Origin of the sequence: Parvibaculum sp. (genome assembly GCF_049672805.1) — a bacterium.
Classification (GTDB): Bacteria; Pseudomonadota; Alphaproteobacteria; order Parvibaculales; family Parvibaculaceae; genus Parvibaculum.
Map to the genome: position 1 here is coordinate 1 of NZ_JBATWS010000294.1, position 5,634 is coordinate 5,634.

General features: G+C 59.6%; 6 protein-coding genes. 1 reads left to right on the top strand and 5 read right to left on the bottom strand.

The window, feature by feature from the left end:
• Window positions 1-202 precede the first annotated feature (202 nt).
• From acs to WBF74_RS09375, 3 genes are all read right to left on the bottom strand, one after another.
• Window positions 203-2,146, bottom strand: coding sequence for an acetate--CoA ligase (gene acs, locus WBF74_RS09365; RefSeq protein ID WP_424438606.1), 1,944 nt, complete (start codon window positions 2,144-2,146; stop codon window positions 203-205).
• Window positions 2,147-2,321: 175 nt separating this feature from the next.
• Complete coding sequence (locus tag WBF74_RS09370; protein ID WP_424438609.1) at window positions 2,322-3,581, bottom strand: CaiB/BaiF CoA transferase family protein; 1,260 nt, start codon at window positions 3,579-3,581, stop codon at window positions 2,322-2,324.
• A 190-nt stretch (window positions 3,582-3,771) separates the two neighbouring features.
• The gene (locus WBF74_RS09375) at window positions 3,772-4,062 is read right to left on the bottom strand and encodes a DUF1330 domain-containing protein (RefSeq protein ID WP_424438612.1); all 291 of its coding nucleotides are present in this window, start codon (window positions 4,060-4,062) and stop codon (window positions 3,772-3,774) included.
• A 164-nt stretch (window positions 4,063-4,226) separates the two neighbouring features.
• Here WBF74_RS09375 and WBF74_RS09380 point away from each other — a divergent pair, with 164 nt between their 5' ends.
• Entirely contained in the window at window positions 4,227-4,979 is a 753-nt protein-coding gene (locus tag WBF74_RS09380) for a creatininase family protein (protein WP_424438615.1), read from the top strand.
• A gap of 55 nt (window positions 4,980-5,034) precedes the next feature.
• Here the strand turns inward: WBF74_RS09380 and WBF74_RS09385 are convergent, their stop codons facing one another.
• Window positions 5,035-5,373, bottom strand: coding sequence for a Rieske (2Fe-2S) protein (locus tag WBF74_RS09385; protein ID WP_424438618.1), 339 nt, complete (start codon window positions 5,371-5,373; stop codon window positions 5,035-5,037).
• On the bottom strand, window positions 5,370-5,634 hold a 265-nt coding region (locus WBF74_RS09390; RefSeq protein ID WP_424438621.1), incomplete at its 5' end, for an EVE domain-containing protein. The genes WBF74_RS09385 and WBF74_RS09390, both read right to left, overlap by 4 nt.

Genomic DNA, 5,634 nt, shown 5'->3' on the forward strand with positions numbered 1-5,634 from the left:
GGAAATAGATCAGGATAATGATCGGGATGGGGACGCCAATCGCCCAGAGCAGAATGCCGCGCATGTTCCTCTCCTTGCTCTCGCTTGTGTTGAAGGAGGAACGTGCGGGAGGCGGATGAGGTTCCATCGCATTGGAGCTGTCGCACACAAGAAAAAGGGCCGCCTCATAAGGCAGCCCTTCTTCGTTTTGAGGTAATCGGGATTACTTCGCGCGGTTCTGGCGGTTCTCCACCAGATCATCGACCACGGAAGGATCGGCGAGAGTGGAGGTGTCGCCGAGGTTGGAGAAGTCATCTTCCGCGATCTTGCGCAGGATGCGGCGCATGATCTTGCCGGAGCGGGTTTTCGGCAGGCCCGGCGCGAACTGGATCAGGTCCGGCGAGGCGATGGGACCGATCTCCTTGCGTACCCATTGCACGAGTTCCTTGCGAAGCTCTTCTGATGGTTCCTCGCCCGCCACCAGCGTTACATAGGCATAGATGCCCTGTCCCTTGATGTCGTGCGGATAGCCGACCACGGCGGCTTCGGCGACTTTCGGATGGGCGACGAGCGCGCTTTCCACTTCTGCCGTGCCCATGCGATGACCCGACACGTTCAGAACGTCATCCACGCGGCCCGTGATCCAGTAATAGCCGTCCTCATCGCGGCGGCAGCCATCGCCGGTGAAGTAGTAGCCAGGATACTGGATGAAATAGGTTTCGACGAAGCGCTGATGGTCGCCATAGATGGTGCGCATCTGACCGGGCCATGAATCGGCGATGCAGAGATTGCCGGTGGTCGCCCCTTCCAGCACCTTGCCCTCCGCATCGACGATCACCGGCTTCACGCCGAAGAAAGGTTTCGTCGCGGAGCCGGGCTTCAGATCAATCGCGCCGGGCAGGGGCGAAATGAGAATGCCGCCTGTCTCCGTCTGCCACCATGTATCGACGATGGGACAGCGATTCTCACCGACAACGCGGTGATACCAGAGCCATGCTTCCGGGTTGATCGGTTCGCCGACAGAGCCGAGAAGGCGGAGCGTCTTGCGGCTTGTCTTTTTCACCGGCTCTTCGCCTTCGCGCATCAGGGCGCGCAGCGCGGTCGGAGCGGTGTAGAAAGTGTTGACCTTGTGCTTGTCGATCACCTGCCAGAAGCGCGAGGAATCGGGATAGTTGGGCACGCCTTCAAACATCAGCGTCGTCGCGCCATTCGCCAGCGGGCCATAGACGATGTAGCTGTGGCCCGTGACCCAGCCAACATCTGCCGTGCACCAGTAAATATCGCCTTCCTGATAGTCGAAGACATATTGATGCGTCATGGACGCATAGACCATATAGCCGCCGGTCGTGTGCAGCACACCTTTCGGCTTTCCGGTGGAACCGGATGTGTAGAGGATGAAGAGCGGGTCTTCGGCGCCCATTTCTTCCGGTGCGCATTCGGCGGACACTTTCGCGGCGGCTTCCTCGTACCAGATGTCACGGCCCGCCTGCATGGTCACATTGCCGCCGGTGCGCTTCACCACGATGACGCTCTTCACATCGGGGCATTTCTTCAGCGCTTCATCCGTGTTCGCCTTCAGCGGAATCTTGCGTCCGCCGCGCACGCCTTCATCTGCCGTGATGATGCAGGTGGATTCGCAGTCGAGGATCCGGCCTGCAAGGCTGTCCGGCGAGAAGCCGCCAAAAACGATCGAATGGATCGCGCCGATGCGCGCGCAGGCGAGCATGGCATAGGCTGCCTCGAGGATCATCGGCAGATAGATCGTGACGCGGTCGCCCTTCTTCACGCCCTGCGCTTTCAGCACATTGGCGAAGCGGCAAACATGTTCGTGAAGCTCGCGATAGGTGACGGATTTGTGGTCTGCCGGATCATCGCCTTCCCAGATGATCGCAACCTGATCGCCGCGCTTTGCAAGGTGGCGATCAATGCAATTGGCAGAGGCGTTCAGCGTTCCGTCCTCGAACCATTTGATCGAGACGTGATCCTTGCCGAAGCTCGTATCCTTCACCTTGGTATAGGGCTTCATCCAGTCGATGCGCTGGCCTTCACGCCGCCAGAATCCCTGTGGATCGGAGATGCTCTCTTCGTATTTCGCACGATAATCACTGGCGGTCAGATGCGTGCGCTTCTTCCATTCATCTGGCACGGGGAAGAGGGTATCGGACATGAAAGCCTCCCTTGGCGGCGCATTTTCAGCGGTTTGTTGATTTTGGCCCATTATGTCCGCCGCGCAGGGGCGGAACAAGCCGGGCCTGTTTTCCTTCATTGCCGGGCGTTGTCGGGAGCGAAGCGGGGACAGGGGATATCCGGTGTCCGCCCTGCTTGCCGGTTGACGGGCCGGATCAGTTTTCGTGCTTCACGAGCGCGGCGATTTCCTCATCGCTCATGCCTGCTTCCCTCAGGACTTCCTCCGTCTGTTCGCCAAGGCGGGGCGGATGGCGGCGAATGCTGGATGGGCTTTCGGAAAAGCGCACCGGCGGCTTCAGCGCGAAATAAGGTCCGGCGTGAGGATGGTCATAGCGCTGGAAGAAATCGACAGCTTTCAGATGCGGATCATCCATCAGATCATCGAGCCGGTTCATCTTCACGGCGGGAATGGAAAGCGGCTGCAGTAATGCCAGCCATTCATCGGTCGTCTTCGTTTCCGTCGTCTCCTCGATCATCGCGTATAGCTCGCGGATATTCGCCGTGCGGGCGCGATAATTGTTGAAGCGCGGATCGTTCTTGTAATCGTCGAGGCGGCCTGCAAGCTCGAAGAACTGTTCCCACTGCTTGTCGGAATAGGGAAGCAGGCCGATATAGCCGTCCTTTGTGCGATAGGGGCGGCGATCGGGATTGGTGATGCGGCCATAGGTCCATTGCCCGGTCGGCGGGTCATAGACATGATCGTAGAAATGTTCGGCGAGCACGAATGATGTCACCGCTTCGAGCATCGGCACTTCCACGAACTGGCCTTCGCCTGTGCGCTCCTTATGAAAGAGCGCGGCCGTCACAGCCTGCACCATGAAAAGGCCGGATACCTTGTCGGCCATGATGGTCGGGATGTAGCGGGGCTTCGGGTTGCCATCCATGCGGCCGAGAAGGTCTGCCGCGCCGGAACCTGCCTGAATGAGATCATCATAGGCGGGTAGGCCCGCATAAGGCCCGTCCGAGCCATAGCCTGCCGCATGAACGAAAATGATGTCGGGCTTCACCGCCTTGATGTCCTCATAGGCGAGGCCGAGCTTCTTCATCGCGGCATAGCGAATATTGGATGTGAGAACATCCGCCGTTGCGACGATTTTCAGCAGCGCGGCGCGGCCCTCTTTCGAGCCGAGGTCGAGCAGCACGGAGCGCTTGTTGCGGTTGATGGTGAGAAAGATGGGACCGAGATCGGGTGCGGCACCTTCCGGCAGATGGCCCGGCCAGCGCATGATGTCGCCGCCGCTGCCGCCGCCGCCGGTGGGCGAGGGCGCTTCGATCTTGATCACATCCGCGCCCATATCGCCCAGGATCTGCGTTGCATAGGCGCCGAAGACAACAGCCGTCAGATCGACGATGCGGACACCTTTGAGCGGGCCCCTGTTTTCGGTTTCGAGTTTCTTGTTCTTCTTCTCACTCAACGCCTTGTCTCCGTTCCTGTCGTGCCCCGTCGCAGAGCCTTTTCATGGCTCCACTCATACATGATGTCAGGCAGGTCGCGGCACCCCTGGAAGCGCCTCGGGCCCAAGATTGGCCCGAAATCTCCGGGGGGAGAAGCCCTTGAACAAGGAGGTTTCAGAAGCAGACCACGGAACGGAGCCTGCCCCTGCGTCAGCCGACGCCTTTCACCAGAAGGACCGAGCCTTCTGTCGCGGCTTCGCGGTCCACCGAGATTGCACGATATTCCGGGCTTTCCGACCATTCGCGCAGGCTCGCCTCATCGGGAAACTCGATCAGAACGATTTTCGTGCCTTCCCATTTGCCTTCCATCACTTCGGGGTTTTCCTGGGCGGCAAGGAGGCGACCCTTGCGGCCCTTCATGGTGGCGGCAAAGCGGGCGGCATAGGCTTCATAGCGCGCCCGGTCATGGATGGTGAATTGAGCGAGTGCATAGACAGTCATTGCGGTTCCTCCGGTTCTGAAAACCGGGGAATGCTCAGTGAAAAGGCGCTCTGCCGTAAGTCGCACATTTCGCAGAAAGATTTGCACCGCCCAAATATCACCTGCGGTTTTGATACATAGGCTTGTGAGTCCACAATTTCCCTGCGCTCCCCTATGATCCGCAAATGCTTTTGCATCATTCGAGCTGGCCGGAAGTGGAGGCCTATCTTCGGAAGTCGCGCGGGATTGTCATTCCCGTCGGCTCCACGGAGCAGCATGGGCCGACCGGGCTTATCGGCACGGATGCGATTTGCCCCGAAGCCATTGCGCAGCGCGCGGGCGAGGAAGCGGGGTTTCTGGTGGGGCCGACTTTCAATGTCGGCATTGCGCAGCATCATCTCGGCTTTGCCGGCACGATCACGCTTCGTCCCTCTACCATGATCGCGGCAATTCATGACTGGGTGTCGTCGCTCGCGCGGCATGGCTTCGAGCGTATCTATTTCTTCAACGGGCATGGCGGGAATGTTCCGACCATCGAAGCCGCCTTTGCCGAGATTTATGCCGACCGCTCTCTTTCGCAGGAGGCGGCAAATCGCGGGCCGGTCCTGTGCCGCCGGGCGAACTGGTGGGACTTCAAGCCGGTGATGGATTTCTGCCAGAAGCGCTATGGCTCGTCGCATGGTGCCCATGCGACGCCGTCTGAAATCGCGGTTACGCAGTTTCTTTATCCGCAGGCCGTGAAAAGCGCGGAAGTGAGCCCCAAAGTCGCCCCCTGGGGCCGATATACGGATGCCGAAAGCTACCGCGCCGCCTTTCCCGATGGCCGCATCGGCTCCGACCCGAGCCTTGCCGACCCGGAAGACGGCAAGAAGCTGATCGCGCTTTCGGTCGAGGGGCTGATCGAGGACTTCCGGAAGTTCGAGGCGGGGACACCCTGAGTTCTTGATAGATCAAGCCATTTTCCGATGTATCAAGTTACCGTGTCGCGTCCCGTCAGTCCGTCGCTATCCGTACACGACCATCTGCTATTTCGATTTTCACAGGCTCCAGATGTTTTCCCGCGCAGGGACCGCTGGTGCAGAACCCGTCTTCGATACGGAAGAGGGCGCCGTGGGCGCCGCAGATGATTCTTGTTTCATCTGTGGTAAGGAACCGGTCAGGCCGCGCGTCGAGGCGCTGGTTTGCATGCGGGCAGCGGTTCAGATAGGCAAAGACGGACGTATCTTTCCGTACAAGGAATATCTCGCACCTCTCCTCGCCTGTGTCGATGATGAAGCCGCGCGCACCCGGATCATCGAGATCGGCAAGGGCACATATATCCCGCTCGCTCACGGGATTTTCTTCAGTCCCGCCATCTTGCAGATGAGCTTCCATTCTTCGGGGCGTACCGGCTGCACGGACAGGCGCGATTGCTTCAACAGCGCCATTTCGGCAAGGGCGGGTTCATTCTTTACATCCGAAAGCGAAACCGGCACCGGCAGGTCGCAGACGGCTTCGATATCGACAAGGCCGAAACGGCCCGTTTCATCCGTCGGGTCGGGGCGGTGCTCGCCGATCACCCGCACGAGGCCGACCATGCGCTTTACATCGACC